General features: G+C 68.0%; 17 protein-coding genes. 14 read left to right on the top strand and 3 right to left on the bottom strand.

All coding sequences use genetic code 11. The features are described 5' to 3' along the window. Window positions 1-13: 13 nt before the first annotated feature. Window positions 14-697, bottom strand: a complete 684-nt coding sequence (locus tag AC3A6J_RS25545; RefSeq protein WP_487862807.1) for a TetR/AcrR family transcriptional regulator — start codon at window positions 695-697, stop codon at window positions 14-16. Between the two features lie 211 nt (window positions 698-908). Here AC3A6J_RS25545 and AC3A6J_RS25540 point away from each other — a divergent pair, with 211 nt between their 5' ends. Genes AC3A6J_RS25540 through AC3A6J_RS25520 form a run of 5 tightly spaced genes read left to right on the top strand, consistent with a single transcriptional unit; the run spans window position 909 to window position 7,462 of the window. Next, entirely contained in the window at window positions 909-3,086 is a 2,178-nt protein-coding gene (locus AC3A6J_RS25540) for a hydantoinase/oxoprolinase family protein (protein WP_487862806.1), read from the top strand. After that, a complete protein-coding gene (locus AC3A6J_RS25535) occupies window positions 3,086-4,819 on the top strand; it encodes a hydantoinase B/oxoprolinase family protein (protein ID WP_487862805.1) in 1,734 nt (577 codons plus the stop codon). Before AC3A6J_RS25540 ends, AC3A6J_RS25535 begins: the two co-directional genes overlap by 1 nt. Window positions 4,820-4,860: 41 nt before the next feature. Continuing rightward, window positions 4,861-5,862 carry an ABC transporter substrate-binding protein gene (locus AC3A6J_RS25530; protein ID WP_487862804.1) on the top strand — a complete coding sequence of 334 codons (1,002 nt, stop codon included), beginning with the start codon at window positions 4,861-4,863 and terminating at the stop codon, window positions 5,860-5,862. Between the two features lie 25 nt (window positions 5,863-5,887). Beyond that, window positions 5,888-6,661: an ABC transporter ATP-binding protein gene (locus AC3A6J_RS25525; protein ID WP_487862803.1), complete on the top strand. Its 774-nt coding sequence runs from the start codon at window positions 5,888-5,890 to the stop codon at window positions 6,659-6,661. Between the two features lie 3 nt (window positions 6,662-6,664). Further along, complete coding sequence (locus AC3A6J_RS25520) at window positions 6,665-7,462, top strand: ABC transporter permease (RefSeq protein ID WP_487862802.1); 798 nt, start codon at window positions 6,665-6,667, stop codon at window positions 7,460-7,462. A gap of 13 nt (window positions 7,463-7,475) precedes the next feature. Here the strand turns inward: AC3A6J_RS25520 and AC3A6J_RS25515 are convergent, their stop codons facing one another. After that, entirely contained in the window at window positions 7,476-8,342 is an 867-nt protein-coding gene (locus AC3A6J_RS25515) for an amidohydrolase family protein (protein WP_487862801.1), read from the bottom strand. Window positions 8,343-8,445: 103 nt separating this feature from the next. Between AC3A6J_RS25515 and AC3A6J_RS25510 the strand changes: the two genes are divergently transcribed. The 7 genes from AC3A6J_RS25510 (at window position 8,446) to AC3A6J_RS25480 (ending at window position 15,568) form a co-directional block, all read left to right on the top strand. Then, window positions 8,446-9,219 (top strand): crotonase/enoyl-CoA hydratase family protein, encoded by a 774-nt coding sequence (locus AC3A6J_RS25510; protein WP_487862800.1) that lies wholly within the window; start codon window positions 8,446-8,448, stop codon window positions 9,217-9,219. Beyond that, window positions 9,216-11,069, top strand: a complete 1,854-nt coding sequence (locus AC3A6J_RS25505) for a feruloyl-CoA synthase (protein WP_487862799.1) — start codon at window positions 9,216-9,218, stop codon at window positions 11,067-11,069. The genes AC3A6J_RS25510 and AC3A6J_RS25505 overlap by 4 nt, the downstream gene beginning before the upstream one ends. A gap of 19 nt (window positions 11,070-11,088) precedes the next feature. After that, window positions 11,089-11,853: an SDR family NAD(P)-dependent oxidoreductase gene (locus AC3A6J_RS25500; RefSeq protein WP_487862798.1), complete on the top strand. Its 765-nt coding sequence runs from the start codon at window positions 11,089-11,091 to the stop codon at window positions 11,851-11,853. Window positions 11,854-11,887: 34 nt separating this feature from the next. Beyond that, on the top strand, window positions 11,888-12,877 hold the full coding sequence (locus tag AC3A6J_RS25495) for a Bug family tripartite tricarboxylate transporter substrate binding protein (RefSeq protein WP_487862797.1): 990 nt from the start codon (window positions 11,888-11,890) through the stop codon (window positions 12,875-12,877). Between the two features lie 17 nt (window positions 12,878-12,894). Next, entirely contained in the window at window positions 12,895-14,649 is a 1,755-nt protein-coding gene (locus AC3A6J_RS25490) for an acyl-CoA dehydrogenase family protein (protein ID WP_487862796.1), read from the top strand. 102 nt (window positions 14,650-14,751) lie between these two features. After that, window positions 14,752-15,231: an SRPBCC family protein gene (locus AC3A6J_RS25485; protein WP_487862795.1), complete on the top strand. Its 480-nt coding sequence runs from the start codon at window positions 14,752-14,754 to the stop codon at window positions 15,229-15,231. Next, window positions 15,215-15,568, top strand: a complete 354-nt coding sequence (locus tag AC3A6J_RS25480) for an ArsR/SmtB family transcription factor (RefSeq protein WP_487862794.1) — start codon at window positions 15,215-15,217, stop codon at window positions 15,566-15,568. Before AC3A6J_RS25485 ends, AC3A6J_RS25480 begins: the two co-directional genes overlap by 17 nt. Here the strand turns inward: AC3A6J_RS25480 and AC3A6J_RS25475 are convergent. Continuing rightward, window positions 15,507-16,145, bottom strand: a complete 639-nt coding sequence (locus tag AC3A6J_RS25475) for an NAD(P)H-dependent oxidoreductase (RefSeq protein WP_487862793.1) — start codon at window positions 16,143-16,145, stop codon at window positions 15,507-15,509. The genes AC3A6J_RS25480 and AC3A6J_RS25475 overlap by 62 nt on opposite strands. Before the next feature lie 84 nt (window positions 16,146-16,229). Between AC3A6J_RS25475 and AC3A6J_RS25470 the strand changes: the two genes are divergently transcribed. Both AC3A6J_RS25470 and AC3A6J_RS25465 read left to right on the top strand, forming a co-directional pair. Then, complete coding sequence (locus AC3A6J_RS25470; RefSeq protein ID WP_487862792.1) at window positions 16,230-16,841, top strand: TetR/AcrR family transcriptional regulator; 612 nt, start codon at window positions 16,230-16,232, stop codon at window positions 16,839-16,841. 24 nt (window positions 16,842-16,865) lie between these two features. Beyond that, window positions 16,866-17,351 carry a MarR family winged helix-turn-helix transcriptional regulator gene (locus AC3A6J_RS25465; RefSeq protein WP_487862791.1) on the top strand — a complete coding sequence of 162 codons (486 nt, stop codon included), beginning with the start codon at window positions 16,866-16,868 and terminating at the stop codon, window positions 17,349-17,351. The last annotated feature ends 34 nt before the right edge of the window (window positions 17,352-17,385 follow it).

The following is a 17,385-nucleotide window of genomic DNA, read 5'->3' as shown; positions in this document are numbered from 1 at the left end:
GCCGGTCCTCTTCTTACGATGACGCTCCCGAACCCGGCGTACCGGGATGCGTGTTGCACAGATAGCTGAGCACCATGTCCGCCGCGTGCGCGAGCCGCCCTTCGACACGCGCGGGCGTGCCCAGGTCCACGTCCAGCACAAACGACAGCGTGTAGCGGTTGGTGATGAAGTAGGAGCCCAGGCCCGAGATCGACACATAGAGGTCGACCCAGTCTGCGTCCAGGCGGAACACGCCCTTGTCCTTGCCCTTCTGCAGCACCTCCGCGAGCGCGATGCGCAGCGGATTGAACATCGCCTGGATCTGTTTCGACTTGCGGATGTGCGTGGCCTTGTGCAGGTTCTCGTTGGACAGAAGGTGCAGGAAGTCGGGCTGGTCGATGAAGTGCTGCACCGTCTTCATGACCAGTTGGCGCATGTCGGCCACGGGGTCTTCGCCCGTCAACGCAAGCTCGTTCTGTCGCACGCGCATGGCCCCATAGGCCTGCTCCATGACCTCGATGAACAGTGCCTCCTTGCCGTCGAAGTAGTGATAGACCAGGTTCTTGCTGATCTTGCAGCGCGCCACGATGGCATCGATGCGCGCGCCGTCGTAGCCGCGAGCCGCGAACTCCTTGGTCGCGAATTTCAGGATGCGCTCGCGGCTGGCCACGGCGTTGCGGGGGCGTTTTTTCGCGATGGCTGGGAGGGTCGGCGTCATGAGCTCGCTGGTAGGTTCGGGGCCGGACGCCCGACGCGCGGAGTTTACAGATCCCATGCCGTTCCTCCGCGCAAACCCGTAGAAGGAATTCGTCGACAAGCGTGCATTGCGCCTCCTATATTCGCCTCTAATAGTACTAGCCAGTTAGTTAGTTAACGACCGGTGGTAGCGATTATCAACCAGCCGCAAGGCACATGGATCGGAGTGTCGGATGAACTTGAAAAATGAGGCTCCCCGCGGGGTGCGGGTCGGTTGCGACATCGGCGGCACGTTCACGGACATCGTGATGGCCATGCCGGACGGCCGGCTCTACGTGAACAAGACATCGACCACGCCTAACGACCTTGGCCGCGCGATCGTGCAGGGCCTCGGGGCGTTGATCGAGCAGGCCGGCATCGCGCCGGGGGACATCACGGAGATCGTGCATGGCACTACCACAGCGTCGAACACGATCCTGCAGAAAGTCGGCGCGAAGACCGGCGTGCTGACCACCGAAGGCTTTCGCGACGTGCTGGAAATCGGCCGCATCCGCACGCCGACCATGTTCGACTTGGGCTGGTCCAAGCCCGAGCCGCTGTCGCCGCGCCGCTGGCGCCGCGGCATCCGCGAACGCATGGATGCGCGCGGCCGTGTCGTCACACCGCTGGACGAGGCGCAGTTGATAGCCGAGGCGGGCGCGCTCGTGAACGAGGGCGTCGGCTCGATGGCGATCTGCTTTCTCAACAGCTACATCAATCCCGCGCACGAGCTCGCCGCCAAGGCCTTGCTGCAGGCGCATTTCCCCGACGTGCTGCTGAGCGTGTCGTGCGAAGTGCTGCCCGAGATCAAGGAGTACGAGCGCACCAGCACCACGGTGGTCAATGCCTACATCCTGCCCGCTATGCGCACTTACCTGGCCCGGCTGCGCAAAGACCTTGAGCGCATGGGTGTGAAGGCATCGCTGCAGGTCATGGCGTCCAACGGCGGCATGATGGGCATCGCCTCGGCGACCGACAAGCCGGTGTTCGCGGTGGCCTCCGGTCCGGCCGGCGGCGTGGCGGGCGCGGTCGAGATCGGCAAGCTCGGCGGCGACGCGGACCTGATCGTCTTCGACATGGGCGGCACGACGGCCAAAGCATCGATCATTGCCGCCAGCCAGCCTTCGCTCACCAACGAATACGAGTTCCGCGACGGGATCAGCGCGCCGAGCCGCTTCGTGAAGGGCGGCGGCTACGTGCTCAAGGTGCCGGCCATCGACATTGCCGAGGTCGGCGCGGGCGGTGGCTCGATCGCCTGGATCGATTCCGGCGGCCTGCTGTGCGTGGGCCCCGAGTCGGCCGGCGCCATGCCTGGCCCAGCCTGCTACGGCAACGGCAACGACCGCCCGACCGTGACCGACGCCAACATGGTGCTGGGCTACCTCAATCCGCGCGCGCTGGCCGGCGGCAGCCTGCGCGTGTCGCCTGAGCTGTCGAAGGCCGCCATCGCGCGCCACGTGGGTGAGCCGCTCGGCCTTGAGCTGCTCGCCGCGGCGCACGGCATCCGCCAGGTCGCCAACGTCAACATGGCGCGCGCCATCCGTGCCGTGACGGTCGAACGCGGGCGCGATCCGCGCGACATGTCGATGATCGCGTTCGGCGGCGGCGGCCCGCTGCATGCGGTGTCGGTCGCGCGCCTTCTGGGCATCCGCCGGGTGATCGCCCCGATCATGGCGGGCGTGTTCTGCTCGGCCGGCATGCTGTCTGCGGATGCGGAGCACAACTTCGTCAAGGCCATCCTCCAGCCGCTGGCCGACTGCACGCCGGCCGAACTCGGCAGCATGGCAGCCGCGCTTGGCGACAAGGGCTATTCGGTGCTGGCCTCGGAGGGCTACCCGCCCGAAGACGCCACCATTGTTCTTGCCGCGGACCTGCGCTATGTGGGCCAGAGCTCCGAGCTGACCGTGCCGCTTGCGTCGGCACGCGTCGGCAAGGACGCCATCGCACAGCTCACGCACGATTTCCAGGCCATGTACCACCAGACCTTCGGCTACAGCAGCGATGAGCCGCTCGAGCTGGTCAACCTGCGCGTGTCGGCCCGCGGGCGCAGCAAGCACCGGCTCGACTTCGCGACCTGCCAGGTCGACGGCACCGCGTTGCAGGGCGAGGCGGGCACGCGCCTCGTGAGCTTTGCGGCCGGTGAGGCGCCGATCGAGACACGCGTGGTACCGCGCTCGCAACTCGCGCTCGAGCCGCAGCAGGGCCCGGTCGTGATCGAGTCTTACGACACCACCATCGTCGTGCCGCCGCACTGCAGCGCGCGCGCCGATGCCGTTGGCAACATCATCATCGACCTGCAGGAGCAGGAAAGCGCCGCGCAGGCCCGTCCCAAGCAAGCGGGCACCGCAGTGCCACGCACGGAGGTTATCTAATGAGCAACGCCATCGACCCGATCACCTTCGCCGTGATCAAGAACGCGATGGATTCCATCGTCGACGAAGTCGCCTACACGGTCCTGCGTACCGCGCGCTCGGAGATCGTCAAGGACGTGATGGACTATTCGGCCGCAATCTGCGACCGCGAGGGCCAGATGATCGCGCAGGCCAAGACCATCGCACTGCACCTGGGCGCCATTCCAGAGGCGATGGCCGCCGTGAAGGCGCGCTACGACGGCAAGCTCGTGCCCGGAGATGCGGTCATCGTGAACGACCCCTACCAGGGCGGCATGCACCTGCCGGACATCTTCATGTTCGTGCCCTTCTTCTTCCAGGGGCAAATCGAGGGCTTCTGCGTCGTCATCTGCCATCACACCGACGTGGGCGGACGCGTGCCGGGCTCCAACGCCAGCGACTCGACCGAGGTCTACCAGGAGGGCCTGCGTATCCCGATCCTGAAGCTCTACGAGGCCGGTACGGTCAACGACACGGTGGAGCGCATCATCGCGCAGAACGTGCGCCTGCCCGACCGCGTGCTGGGCGACCTTCGTGCGCAGTACGCCGCGTGCCAGGTGGGCGTGCGCGAACTCACAGGACTGTTCGAACGCTACGGCCGCGAGCCGTCGCGCATGTACTTCGCCGAGCTGCTCGACTATGCCGAGCGCCTCACGCGCGCCGAGATCCGCACCTGGCCCAAGGGCACCTTTACCTTCGAGGATTTCATCGACGACGACGGCCTGTCGCCCGAACCGATCCCGATCCGCGTGGCGCTTACCGTGCACGAGGACCACGTCAGCGTGGACTACACCGGCTCGGCGCCGCAGGTGCGCGCGGCCATCAACTCCACGCGCTCCTACACCCACTCCTGCACCTACCTGAGCGTGCGCTGCGCGCTCAAGGGCGACGTGCCCAACAACGCCGGCGTGTTCCGCTGCGTGAGCATCCACGTACCCGAAGGCAGCGTGCTGAACCCGGTCGAGCCAGCGGCCGTGGCGGCGCGCGCGCTCACCGGCTACCGCGTGTTCGACACCATGCTCGGCGCGCTCGCGCAGGTGGTGCCCGACCGCATTCCGGCCGCCGGCGAAGGCGGCAACACGGTGGTCTGCCTCTCGGGCCAGGACGATGCGGGCAAGCCTTACATCATCGTGGACATGATATGCGGCGCGTGGGGCGCCCGTCCGCATGCGGACGGCGTGGAGGCCATCACCAACGCATCGCAGAACCTGTCGAACACGCCGGTCGAGACGCTGGAGGCGCAACACCCCGTGCGCGTCGAAGCCTACGAAATGGAGCCCGACTCCTGCGGCGCCGGCCGCTACCGGGGAGGGCTCGGCATCCGCCGCAGCTACCGCGTTCTGGCCGACGACGTGCTGCTGCAACTGCGCGCCGACCGCATGAAGTTCCAGCCTTACGGCCTGGACGGCGGCGGCCCCGCCAAAGCTGCGGTCAACACGCTGACGCGCGGAGCCGACGATGAGATCGACGAAGCGCTGCCGAGCAAGGTCGGCATGCGAATTGCTCGCGGCAATCGCGTGACGCACATCCAGCCGGGCGGCGGCGGCTTCGGCGATCCGATACTGCGGCCGCTGGCCGAACTCGAGCGCGACGTCTGGAACCACAAGCTCAGCGCGGCCTTCGTTCGCGAGCACTATGCGGCTGTGCTCGACCCCGACACCGGAAAGCCCGACCTCGCCGCCACCCGGACCCTGCGCGACGTACGACCGACCTGACGCCCTCTCACCCACGACCAACCTGCAACCGGAGAAAAGCAATGAAACGACGGATCCTCAACCAGGGCTTGGCGGCGATGCTCGCAGCGCCCGCACTGTCGCTGGGCAGTTCGCTGGCTCGTGCGCAAGGCGCCGAAAAGCTGCGCGTGCGGCTCGACTTTTCACCGTGGGGCATGCACGCGGCCATGCACCTTGCGTTGCAGAAGGGGCTGTTCAAGGCACAGGGCCTGGACGTAGAGGTGCAGGACGGAACGGGCACGATCTCCACGTTGCAACTGCTCGCCGCCGGCCAGGTCGACATCGGCCAGGTGGCACTGGGCACCATGGCCGTCGCCAAGGAAAACGGGCTCGACCTCATGTCGATCGCCGGCTTCGCGCGCACCGGCGACCTGGCCGTTCTGGTCGACCAGACCCAGGGCGTGAAGACGCCGAAGGACCTGACCGGCAAGAAGCTCGTGTGTTTCACGACCAGTCCCTGGGCGCCGTTCATCGAACCCTTTCTCAAGGCTAACGGCATGAGCAAGAGCAGCATCAACCTCGTGATGGTCGCGCCCAGCGCCATGATCTCGACCTACGCTTCGGCCAACAGTGACGGCTTTCTCTCGCAGGCGCCGTTCGGCCAGCCCATGGTGCTCAAGTCTCGCAAAGCCTCGGCCCTGCTGCTGGGCGACAGCGGCATCAGCTTCCCGAGCTATGGCCTGGCCGTGACACCCAAGGCGCTGGAGAGCAGGCGCGAGGCGATCGCCAGATTCGTGCAGGTGCAGGTTCGCGCATGGCAGTACATCTACGACGGCCATGTCGACGAGGCGCTGGCGGCCATCGTCGCGCAACGGCCCAACGCGCGGCTGGATCCCGAGGTGCTGCGTGGCCAGATCGTGGCCTATCGCCCCTTCTTCGAAAGCCCCAGCAGCAAGAACCAGCCCTTCGGCCTGCAGAGCGATGCAGACTGGGCCGCCGCCATCCGGTCGATGGAACAGACCGGGCAGATCAAGCCCGGCCACAAGCCTTCGGACTACTACACCAATGCGCTACTGGCCGTCTGACCTTCCCCCCGCGAGGAGCACGCCCGTGTCCAGCTTTCTCGAGATCGAACGGCTGAACAAGATCTACCGGTCGGAGCGCAAGCCCATCCACGCCCTGCAGGACATCGACCTGCGCATCGAGGAAGGCGAATTCGTCTGCATCGTCGGACCGAGCGGCTGCGGCAAGAGCACGCTGATGCGCTGCATGGCCGGCCTCGAACCGATCTCCAGCGGCAAACTGGCGCTGCACGGGCGCGACATCGTGGCGCCGCCGGACGACATGGGCGTGGTATTCCAGCGCGACCTGCTGCTCGAATGGCGCAACATCCTCGACAACGTGCTGGTGGCGGCCGAGTTCCACGACCGCGACAGGCGCTCCCTCGAGCCGCGCGCACGCGAACTGCTTGCCCTGTTCGGCCTGTCGGCCTACCTCGACCGCTTTCCGCGCGAGCTCTCGGGTGGCATGCGGCAGCGCGTGTCGATCTGCCGCGCGATGCTGCTCGACCCCCAACTGCTGCTGATGGACGAGCCCTTCGGCGCGCTCGATCCGTTCACGCGCGACGAGCTCAATGCGGAGCTGCAGCGCACTTGGCTGGAGACACGCAAGACCGTGGTCTTCATCACGCACTCGATCACCGAGGCCGTGTTCCTCGGCAGCCGCGTGGTGATGATGGCGCGCGGGCCGGGGCGCATCGCTGACATCGTGCCGATCGAACTCGAGCGCCCGCGCGGCCTGGATGTTCGCGAGAGCGCCGCGTTCGCAGCCTACGTCGCGCGCATCCGCGACACCTTCCGTGAACTCGGCGTCTACAAGGGATAAGCCATGAAAAGCATCTGGGCGCGCACGCAGCGCAACTGGCAGGCCGTCGTCACCATCGCGGTGCTCCTGGTGATCTGGGAAGCGGCCGTGCGGCTGATCGGCATCCGCGACTTCCTGCTGCCCGCGCCGACGAAGATCGTGGGGCAGTTCTTCGCGCAGCCGGGCTATCTGTTGCTCGAGACGCTCGACACCATGCGCACCACGCTCTACGGCTTTGCGCTGGCGCTAGCGCTGGGCGTGGCCGCGGCCATCGGCATCGTGTATTCGAAGTTTCTCGACCGCACGCTCTACTCGCTGTTGGTAGCGCTCAACGCGGTGCCCAAGGTTGCGCTGGCGCCGCTGTTCGTGATCTGGATGGGCACGGGCACGATGCCCAAGGTGGCGATCGCGATGCTGATCGCGATTTTCCCGATCCTCATCGACACCGTGCTTGGCCTGCGCTCGACCGATCCGGACATGCTGGACATGGCGCGCGTCAACCATGCGTCGCGGGCCAAGATGCTCTGGAAGATCCGCTTCCCGAATGCCTTGCCGAGCATCTTCGCGGGCATGAAGGTGGGCGTGTCCTTCGCGCTGGTGGGGACCATCGTGGGCGAGTTCGTGGCCGGCGAGTCGGGCCTGGGGCACGTGATCCTCGTGGCACAGGGCAGCTTCGACACCTCGACGGTGTTCGTGGCCCTGGCGCTGCTGTGCGTGCTGGGGGTGGTGCTGTTCAAGGCCATCGAGATTGCCGAAGCGCACTGGCTCGTGTGGCACGCGTCGCAGCGCGAAAAGCCCGCGCTGGAAAGCGTGCCGACCTGAGGCGGGCGCCAGCTCAGCCTTCGAGCCCCAGCAACCGCACCGCGTTGTCCTTGAGGATGCCCGGCATCACCTCGGGCTTGAAGCCCGCGGCCTCGAAGTCCTTCATCCAGCGATCGGGGGTGATCAGCGGGTAGTCGCTGCCGAACAGCACGCGATCCTTCAGCAGCGTGTTGGCGTACTGCACCAGCTGCTTCGGAAAGTACTTGGGGCTCCAGCCCGACAGGTCGATCCAGACGTTGGGCTTGTGCGTGGCCACGCTCAGCGCCTCGTCCTGCCACGGAAAGCTCGGGTGCGCCATCACGATCTGCATGTCGGGGAAGTCGATCGCCACGTCGTCCAGGTGCATCGGGTTGCTGTATTCGAGCCGCAGCCCGCCGCCGCAGCGCATGCCCGAGCCGATGCCGCTGTGGCCGGTGTGGAAGATGGCCGGCAGCTTGTGCTCGGCAATCACCTCGTAGAGCGGCCAGGCCATCCGGTCGTAGGGATGGAAGGCCTGCACCGTCGGGTGGAACTTGAAGCCCTTGACACCGTGCTCCGCGATCAGCCTGCGCGCCTCGCGCGCGCCCATCTTCCCCTTGTGCGGATCGATGCTCGCGAAGGCGATCATCATGTCGCTGTTCTTCTGGGCGGCCTCGGCGATCTCCTCGTTCGGGATGCGCCGGCGGCCCATGTTCGACTCGGCGTCGACCATGAACATCACCAGCCCGATCTTGCGCTCGCGGTAATAGGCCACGCTCTCCGCGATGGTCGGACGGCCGCTCGAGCCGAAGTACTTGTCGGCGGCGCGGTCGTACTCTTCGCCGTAGTTGTCGAACGGATTCCAGCAACTCACCTCGGCGTGCGTGTGGATGTCGATGGCAATCAGGTTCCGGTGGTCCATGTCGTGGTCTCCAGTACGGGTAAGTCCCTAGGAATCAGTGCGCTCCAGCGCCTTGAATTGGTTATTTATCATAACCATAATCGAACTCACGGACGAACGCAACATGACCCATCCCGACCTTCACCTCGACATCCGCGACGACGTCGCCATCGTCCGCCTCGCGCGCGGCGCCAAACGCAATGCCCTTTCGGACGGGCTGATCCTCGCGCTGCGCGATGCCTTCGAGAACCTGCCCTCGAGCGTGCGCGCGGCAGTGCTCGACGGCGAAGGCCCGCACTTCTGCGCCGGTCTCGACCTCCGCGAGCTGAAGGAGCGCGACGCGGGCCAGGGCATGCAGCACTCGCGCATGTGGCACAGCGCGCTCGATCTGGTCCAGCACGGCCCGGTGCCGGTGGTTGCGGCGCTGCACGGCGCGGTGGTCGGTGGCGGCCTCGAACTGGCGAGCGCCTGCCACATCCGCGTGGCCGACCGCTCCACCTTCTATGCGCTGCCCGAAGGCTCGCGCGGCATCTTCGTGGGCGGCGGCGGCTCGGTGCGCATTCCCAAGCTGATCGGCGTGGCGCGCATGACCGACATGATGATGACCGGCCGGGTCTACAACGCCGAAGACGGCGAGCGCGCCAACTTCGCGCAGTACCTGGTCGACGAGGGCACGGCCTTCGACAAGGCGTTCGAGATCGCCAAGCGCGTGGCCACCAACGCGCCGCTGACCAACTACGCGCTGATGCATGCGCTGCCGCGCATCGCCGAGCAGTCGGCCGACCATGGCTTCTTCACCGAGGCCCTGATGGCGGGCATCGCGCAGGCCGCACCCGAGGCCAAGGCCCGCGTGCGCGACTTCCTCGAAGGCCGTGGCGCCAAGGTGAGCAAATCATGACCCCGATTCGCTACCGCCCGCTGACCTTCGGCGTGACGCGCGCCGTGCTGCGCGCCGGCCCGCCCGGCACGCAGTACCTGCAGGCCGAGACGCCGCTCGGCGCGTACCGCGGCCGCATGACCGACCGGCTCGTGCACTGGGCCGAGGCCGCGCCCGACCACACCTTCATCGCCGCGCGCGAGCGCCTGCCCGACGGCAGCACCGGCGAATGGCTGCGCGTGAGCTATGCAGAGGCGCTGTCGCGCGCACGCAGCATCGGCCAAGCGCTGCTCGAGCGCGGCCTCGGCCCCGAGCGCCCGCTCGCGATCCTCAGTGAGAACAGCATCGACCACGCGATGCTCGCGCTCGGCTGCCTCTACGTGGGCGTGCCGTACTGCCCGGTCTCGCCGCCCTATTCGCTCGTGAGCCAGGACTTCGAGAAGCTACGCCACGTGCTGGCGACGCTCACGCCGGGCCTGGTGTTCGCCGCCGATGCCGCGCGCTATGGCCGCGCCATCGAGGCCGCGGTGCCGCACGACACCGAAGTGGTGCTCGGCGAAGGCCGGCTCGAAGGCCGTGCCGCCACGCCGCTGGCCGAGCTGCTCGCCACGCGGCCCACGCCCGCGATCGACGCCGCGCTGCAGGCCACCGGGCCCGACACCATCACCAAGTTCCTCTTCACCTCGGGCTCGACCAAGATGCCCAAGGCGGTCATCAACACGCACCGCATGTGGTGCGCCAACCAGCAGCAGCTGCGCCACTCGATCCCCGCCTTGGGCGAGGAGCCGCCGGTGCTGGTCGACTGGCTGCCATGGAACCACACCTTCGGCGGCAACCACAACGTCGGCATCGTGCTCGACAACGGCGGCACGCTCTACATCGACGAGGGCAAGCCCACGCCCACCGGCATGGCCGAGACGCTGCGCAACCTGCGCGAGATCGCGCCCACCATCTACTTCAACGTGCCGACCGGCTTCGAGGCCATCGCGAATGCGATGGAGACCGATGCGGTGCTGCGCCGCAACCTGCTCTCGCGGGTGCGCATGTTCTTCTACTCGGGCGCCGCGCTGGCGCAGCCCATTTGGGACAGCCTGCACCGCACGCAGGAGGCCGAGGTCGGCGAGCGCATCGTCATGGGCACCGGCCTCGGCATGACCGAATCGGGCCCGTTCGCGCTCTACGTCACCGGTCCCGACGTGAAGTCGGGCGACATCGGCCTGCCGGCGCCGGGCATCGAGCTCAAGCTGGTCGAGGTCGACGGCAAGACCGAGGTGCGCTACCGCGGCCCCAACATCACGCCGGGCTATTGGCGCGCGCCCCAGGCCACGGCCGAGGCCTTCGACGAGGAAGGCTTCTTCTCGACCGGCGACGCGGTGACGTGGATCGACGAATCGAACATCCACCGCGGCCTGCGCTTCGACGGCCGCATCGCCGAAGACTTCAAGCTCGCCACCGGCACTTTCGTGAGCGTCGGGCCGCTGCGCGCGAAGATCATCGCGGCCGGCGCGCCCTACGTGCAGGACGCGGTGCTGACCGGCATCAACCTGAAGGAAGTCGGCGCACTGATCTTCCCGACGCAGAAGGTGCGCCAGCTCGCCGGGCTCGCAGCAGACGCGCCGATGCAGCAGGTGCTCGAAAGCGCGCCGGTGCAGGCGCACTTCCAGCAGCTGGTCGACACGCTCGCCGCAAGCGCCACCGGCAGCGCCAACCGCATCGCCAGGCTGCACCTCGTGGCCGAGCCGCCGTCGATCGACAAGGGCGAGGTGACCGACAAGGGCTCCATCAACCAGCGCGCCGTGCTCAAGCACCGCGCCGCGCTGGCCGATGCGATGCACGCGGGCACGCTGCCCTTCACCCTCATGCCCCGCTAGACATTCCAGGAGACATCCCATGAAGATCCAAGGACAGGCCGCACTCGTGACGGGCGGCGCATCGGGCCTCGGCGAGGCCACCGCGCGCGAGCTCGCGCGGCTCGGCGCCAAGGTCGCGGTGCTCGACCGCAACGCCGAACTCGCCGAGAAGGTCGCGGCCGAGATCGGCGGCATTGCCTGCGCGTGCGACATCACCGATACCGACAGCGTGACCGCGGCGCTCGACAAGGCCGAAGCCGCGCACGGCAGCGCACGCATCCTGATGAACGTGGCCGGCATCGGCAGTGCCAAGCGCATCGTCGGCAAGGACGGCAACCCCGCGCCGCTCGAAGACTTCGTGCGCGTGGTCAACATCAACCTGATCGGCAGCTACAACATGGCGCGGCTGTTCGCGGCGCGCTGCGCGAAGCTCGAGGCGCTCGACAACGCGGAAAAGGGCGTGATGCTCTTCACCGCGTCGGTCGCAGCCTTCGACGGCCAGGTCGGCCAGCAGGCCTACAGCGCATCGAAGGGCGGGCTCGTCGGCATGACGCTGCCGATGGCGCGCGATCTCGCGCAGCACGCGATCCGCGTGTGCACCGTCGCGCCGGGCCTGTTCGCCACGCCGCTGCTGATGGAGCTGCCCGAGCCGGTGCAGCAGTCGCTCGCGGCGTCGATCCCGTTCCCGCCGCGTCTCGGCAAGCCGTCGGAGTTCGCCGAGCTGGCCTGCCACATCGTCACCAACGGCCATCTGAACGGCGAGGTGATCCGCCTCGACGGCGCCCTGCGCATGGCGCCGCGCTGATCCCATTCCAAGAACATCCAGGAGACACAGCACCATGACCAACCGACGCCAATTCGTGAACCTGCTCGGCGGCGCCGCCGCGCTCGGCGCGCTGCAGCCGCTGGCCGCGTTCGCGCAGATCGTGCAGCAGGCCAAGATCTACTACGGCTTCCCGGCCGGCAGCGCTGGCGACAGCGTGGCCCGCCGCGTGGCCGAGAAGCTCGGCGACACCGCGTTCTCGAAGAACAGCGCGGTGGTCGAGAACAAGCCGGGCGCGGGCGGGCGCATCGCGCTCGACACGCTCAAGGCCTCGGTGGCCGACGGCTCGGTGCTGGCGCTCGCGCAGGCCTCGGCGATCTCGACCTATCCGCACATCTACCGCAAGCTCGGCTACGCCATGGCCGACTTCGCGCCGATCTCTATCGGCGCCGTCATGACCCACGGGCTCGCGGTCGGCCCGATGGTGCCGGCCAGCGTCAAGACGCTCAAGGACTACATCGCCTGGGCCAAGGCCAACCCGGACCAGGCCAGCTACGGCTCGCCGGGCGCGGGCTCGACGCCGCACTTCCTGGGCGCGCTGCTGGGCATCCACACCGGCACCGACCTGCGGCACGTGCCGTACCGCGGGTCGCTGCCCGCCGTCAACGACGTGGTCGGCGGCCAGATCGCCTCGAGCATGACGCCGGTCGGCGACTGCCTGCCCTTTGCCAAGGCCGGCAAGCTGCGCGTGCTCGCCAACTCGGGCACGCAGCGCCCGGCCTACCTGCCCGACGTGCCCACCTTCACCGAACAGGGCTTTCCCGAGATCGTGGCCGACGAATGGTTCGGCTTCTTCGCGCCAGCCAAGACGCCGGCCGCCACCATTGCTGCCGCGAGCAGCGCGATCCAGGCCGCACTCAAGGACAAGGCCGTCGCCGACGGGCTGCTCGCGGTCGGGCTGGTGGCCAGCGGCTCCTCGCCCGAGGACATGCGCAAATCGCTCCAGTCCGAATTCGACCGATGGGGTCCGCTGGTCAAGAAGATCGGCTTCACCGCCGAGTCCTGATACTTCTTCCACCATCGATGAGCTACACCCCCCGCCCTGAAGACCAGCGCTTCCTCCTGAACGCGGTGCTCGATGCACCGTCGCAGCTGCGCGCGCTCGCGCCGTTCGCCGAAGTGGATGATGCGCTCTGTCAACAGGTGCTCGGGGAGGCGGCGCGCTTCGTCGGCGAGGTGATCGCGCCGCTCAACCGCGGCGGCGACGAGATCGGCTGCCGCTTCGCCGATGGCGAGGTCACGACGCCGCCCGGCTTTCGCGAGGCCTACCGCGCCTTCGTCGACGGCGGCTGGCCCGCGCTCGCGGTCGCGCCCGAAGACGGCGGCCAGGGCCTGCCGACGGTGCTCGAGGCCATCGTCTACGAATGGATGACCGCGGCCAACCACGGGCTCACGATGGCGCCCGGCCTGCTGCATGGTGCCTATGCCTGCCTCAAGCACCACGGCAGCGATGCGCTGAAAGCGCGCTACCTGCCAAAGCTCGCGAGCGGCGAATGGCTGGCGACCATGTGCCTCACCGAAGCCCATGCGGGCAGCGACCTGGGCCAGGTGCGCACACGTGCCGTGCCGCAGGCCGACGGCAGTTTGCGCGTCGCCGGCAGCAAGATCTTCATCTCCGGCGGCGAGCACGACCTCACGCCGAACATCGTGCACCTCGTGCTGTGCCGCCTGCCCGACGCACCCGCCGGGCCCAAGGGGCTTTCGCTCGCGCTGGTGCCGAAGCACCTGCCCGATGGCGCGCGCAATGCGGTGCACTGCGAACGCATCGAAGAAAAGATGGGCCTGCACGCGAGCCCCACCTGCGTGATGCGCTTCGACGAGGCCACGGGTTGGCTGGTCGGCGAACCGGGCCGCGGCCTGGCCGCGATGTTCGTGATGATGAATGCGGCGCGGCTGCACGTGGCGCTGCAAGGCATCGGCCTGCTCGACGCCGCGTGGCAGAAGGCCAGCGCGTATGCCGCTGAGCGCCGCCAGATGCGCGCGCCCGGCCCCGCGCCCGCCAGCCGCGGCAGCGAGGCCGCCGACCTGATCGCCGAGCATCCCGCGATCCGGCGCATCCTCGACACGCAGCGCGCCTGGGTCGAGGGTGCGCGCACCCTCGCCTACCGTAGCGCGCTGATGCTCGACGTGGCCGCGCACGACGCCGATCCCAAGGCGCGCGAGCGCGCGCAGCGCTGGTGCTCGCTCGTCACGCCGGTGCTCAAGGCGGCCTGCACGCACCAGGCCTTCCATGGCGCGAGCGACTGCCTGCAGGTGTTCGGCGGCCACGGCTACGTGCGCGAATGGGGCATCGAGCAGATCGTGCGCGACGCGCGCGTGACCATGATCTACGAGGGCACCAACGAGATCCAGGCCATCGACCTGCTGGTGCGCAAGGTGCTGCCCGACGGCGGCGCCGCGATGTCGGCGCTGCTGCTCGAGCTGCGCGACACGCTCGACGCCGCACGCGAGGTCGATGCCGACGTGCAGCGGCGCCTGGCGCAGCTGCGCTACCTGGGCACCACGATCGCGATGGCCGCACATGCCGACCCCGCGCTGCCGCACGAGGTGGCCGACGACTACCTGCGCCTCGTGATGCTCGCGCTGCTGGCCTGGGCCTGGGCGCGCATCGACGCCGCCGAGGCCACGCCAACGGAACGCGCCGCACGCACCGCGCCCGCTGCGGCCTTCCGGCGCTGGGTGCTGCCGGAGTTCGAGATGCGCCACGGGATCGTCAAGCGCGCCTGCGAGGGGATGGCGCTGTCGCATGCGGCTGCGAAGACTCTCGCGCGACCTTGAAGGATTTGCAACCATTCAGTTGCGGATTTTGGCGGACCATTGCACAATAGATAGGCAACCATTTTGTTGCTCATTGATGTCCGCCATTCTTCAGGAGACCCCATGACCGACGACTCCCGCACCGAATCCGCCGACTGCATCGAGCGCAGCATCGTCATCCAGGCGCCGCGCGCGAAAGTGTGGAGCCTGCTGTCCGACGCCGAAACCTTCGGCCGCTGGTTCGGCGCCGACCTGAAAGGACAGCGCTTCACGCCCGGAGAGGTGACCCGCGGCCCGATCACGATCGAGGGCTTCACGCACGTCATGTTCGACGTCCGCGTCGAGCGCGTCGAGCCGCAGGACCTGCTTTCCTGGCGCTGGCACCCCTATGCCGTCGATCCCGAGGTCGACTACAGCCAGGAAGAACCCACGCTCGTCACCTGGACGCTGCACGACGCGCCGGGCAACGCCACGCTGGTCAAGACGGTGGAGTCGGGTTTCGACAAGGTGCCGCCGCAGCGCCGCCTCGAGGCTTTCCGCATGAACACGGGCGGCTGGAAAGAGCAGCTCGACAACGTGCGCCGCCATGCCGAACAAGGCTGAGCCGCCCGCCATCGCCGCGCCGCCCGAGCGGCTCGCGAATGTGTTCTTCGCGCTCGGCGATACCACGCGACTGCGGCTGGTGGCGGTGCTGTGCGCGGGCGGCGCCTTCTCGATCGCGCAGCTCACGGCCAGCACCGACATCAGCCGGCAGGCCGTGACCAAGCACCTTCAGGTGCTCGGCGACGCCGGGCTCGTGACCGACCTGAAGCTCGGCCGCGAACGGCTCTGGCAGTTCGATCCGACGCAGCTCGAGGAGGCACGCCGCACGCTCGAAGTCATTGGACGGCAGTGGGAAGCGGCGCTGGCGAAGCTGAAGGCGTTCGCCGAATCGGACTAGACGCCACCTTGCCACCGAACGCGTCGGCCAACTCGAAGTTCTCGCGCCAGTCGCCATCGGCTGGCTCGAGCAGCAGTTCGGTGCGCGGCACCTGCGCGCCGCAGTAGTCGAAGATGCCGTGGTCGATCTGGGTCCGCATGGCGCCGAAGTAGCCATGCCGCGCATAGGTGCGCCAATCCGCGCCGCCGACCGCGACCAGGTACACCGGCAGCCCGCTGAGCTTTCGGGTCAACGGTGTGCCGGGCGCCTCGTCGTAGGCCCAGCCGTTGGAGAACACGCGGTCGATCCAGCCCTTGAGCAACGCTGGAAACGACCACCAGTACACCGGATAGACCAGCACCAGCGCATCGGCACGGTCGATGCGCGCCTGCTCCGAAAGCACGTCGGCGGCGGGCGCGCGTCGCTCCCGATGCACCGCGACGTCGTGTTCGGTGAAGCGTGGATCGAAGCCTTCGGCCGCCAAGTCGGCGATCTCGGCCGAATGCCCGGCGCGGCGCACGCCTTCGGCGACGCGTGCCGCGATGGCATGGGTGGCGGAGCTGGGCTTGGGATGGGCAACGACGATGAGCGCATGCATGGGGAGACTCCTTCGCTATATACGTTTGGTAGGTTAATGCCTGCAATGTACCATTCGTACATAACCACGCCGAACACCCCGACATTGACCGAAGCTCCTCCTCGCAAGCGCCTCGCGCGCAGCGACCGCTACCGCCAGCTCATCGGCGCGGCCTGGGCGCTGGTGCGCCATGAAGGCATGGACGCCCTGACCCTTGGCCGGCTGGCCGAGCAGGCGCAGGTGGCCAAGCCCGTGGTCTACGACCATTTCGGCAGCCGCAACGGCCTGATCTCGGCGCTGTACCTCGACTTCGAGGCGCGCCAGACACTCATCATCGACGCCGCCATCGCAGCGAGCGCCCCGACGCTGCCCGCGATGGCGAACGTCATCGCCTCGACCTACGTGGACTGCGTGCTTGCGCAGGGCCGCGAACTGCCGGGCATCGTCGGTGCGCTGGCCGGTGCGCCCGAACTCGAACTCATCCGTCGCGAATGTTCCGACGCGTTCCACGCCAAGTGCCGCAGGGTGCTGGCGCCGTTCGCGCCCGGCGGGCAACTGGCGCCGCTGCGCGTGCGCGCGATGCTCGGCGCGGCCGAGGCCCTGTCGTACGCGGCGGTCTCGAACGAGATCACGCCGGCCCAGGCCACGGCCGAACTGCATGCAACGATCGTGCTGCTGGTCACGACGCCGAAGACGCAAATGCCGTCGGCGCGGTAGGCCGACGCGTTACGCTCCAGGCCTATGCCTCGACCCTCCAAGAAAAGCACGCCCAAGGCCGAACCCGCGGCCGCCGGCAAGCACGACCGGCTCGATGCCCGCGTGCTAGAAGACTTCGTCGGCTACAACGCGCGGCGTGCCTGGCTCATCGTGAGCGACGTGTTCGCCGAACGCATGGCGCCCTACGGCCTCAAGCAGATCGATTTCTCGGTGCTGTCGCTGCTGGCGCACAACCCGGGCGCCACCTCGCGCCAGCTCTGCAACACGCTCGACATCCTGCCGCCCAACCTCGTGAGCCTGGTGTCCACGCTCGACAGCCGCGGGTTGATCGAGCGCCGCCCGCATCCGCACGACGGCCGCGCGGTGGGCCTGCACCTCACAGAAGCAGGCGAGAAGCTGATCCGGGAAGCCGAGCAGACGGTGGTGCAGCTCGAGGCCGATGCGAGCGCCCGGCTCACCGCGCGCGAGCGCGAAACGCTGATCCGGCTGCTGCAGAAGATCTATCTCTGAGCCCAGGAGGCTGTCGGGCTTGGGCATGGTCCAA

This window comes from Variovorax sp. Soil_C_39, assembly GCF_057656815.1.
This window is presented reverse-complemented; position numbering and strand designations above follow the sequence as displayed.